General features: G+C 58.0%; 1 protein-coding gene and 1 pseudogene. Both read left to right on the plus strand.

The window, feature by feature from the left end; all coding sequences use genetic code 11:
• Positions 1 to 126 (plus strand): annotated as a pseudogene (locus tag AC1D0P_RS27565) (carbon-phosphorus lyase complex subunit); the annotation flags it as partial.
• Between the two features lie 276 nt (positions 127 to 402).
• On the plus strand, positions 403 to 562 hold a 160-nt coding region (locus tag AC1D0P_RS27570; RefSeq protein WP_477679639.1), incomplete at its 3' end, for an alpha-D-ribose 1-methylphosphonate 5-phosphate C-P-lyase PhnJ.

Genomic DNA, 562 nt, shown 5'->3' on the forward strand with positions numbered 1-562 from the left:
CATCTGAAGCTGCCCCATTACGTCGACTTCCAGGCCGAGCTCGATCTCGTCCGGCGCATGCGCGCCGAGTTTGAAGCAACGAAGGGCATTAAAGACACAAGCGAACAACGGGAGGCGGCGGAATGATCACTTCAGTGACCGCCATCGCCACAACTTCCGTGACCTCCGCCATCGCCACATCCCCCGTGGTCGCTTCCGTCGCCACCGGAGGCCAAACCATCCAGTTGCGCCGGGCCAGATGCAACGATTCCGTACTTCGCCACGTAAGATCTTGCATGCAGCCAGATAGCGATGCCGAAAACACCGATCACACAAATGCCAATCACGTTGTCGATCGGAGGAATGGCAGTTTCATACGGCATGGCTCACAACTCCTCGCGTCTACACGTTAAGGTAGCTCAAATGGATAATCTTGTCAGCTATAATTTCGCCTATCTCGACGAACAGACCAAGCGAATGATCCGCCGCGCCATCCTCAAGGCGATCGCCATCCCGGGCTATCAGGTGCCCTTCGCCAGCCGCGAGATGCCGATGCCCTATGGCTGGGGCACCGGTGGCGTGC

The organism is Polaromonas sp. P1_G2 (assembly GCF_056405515.1).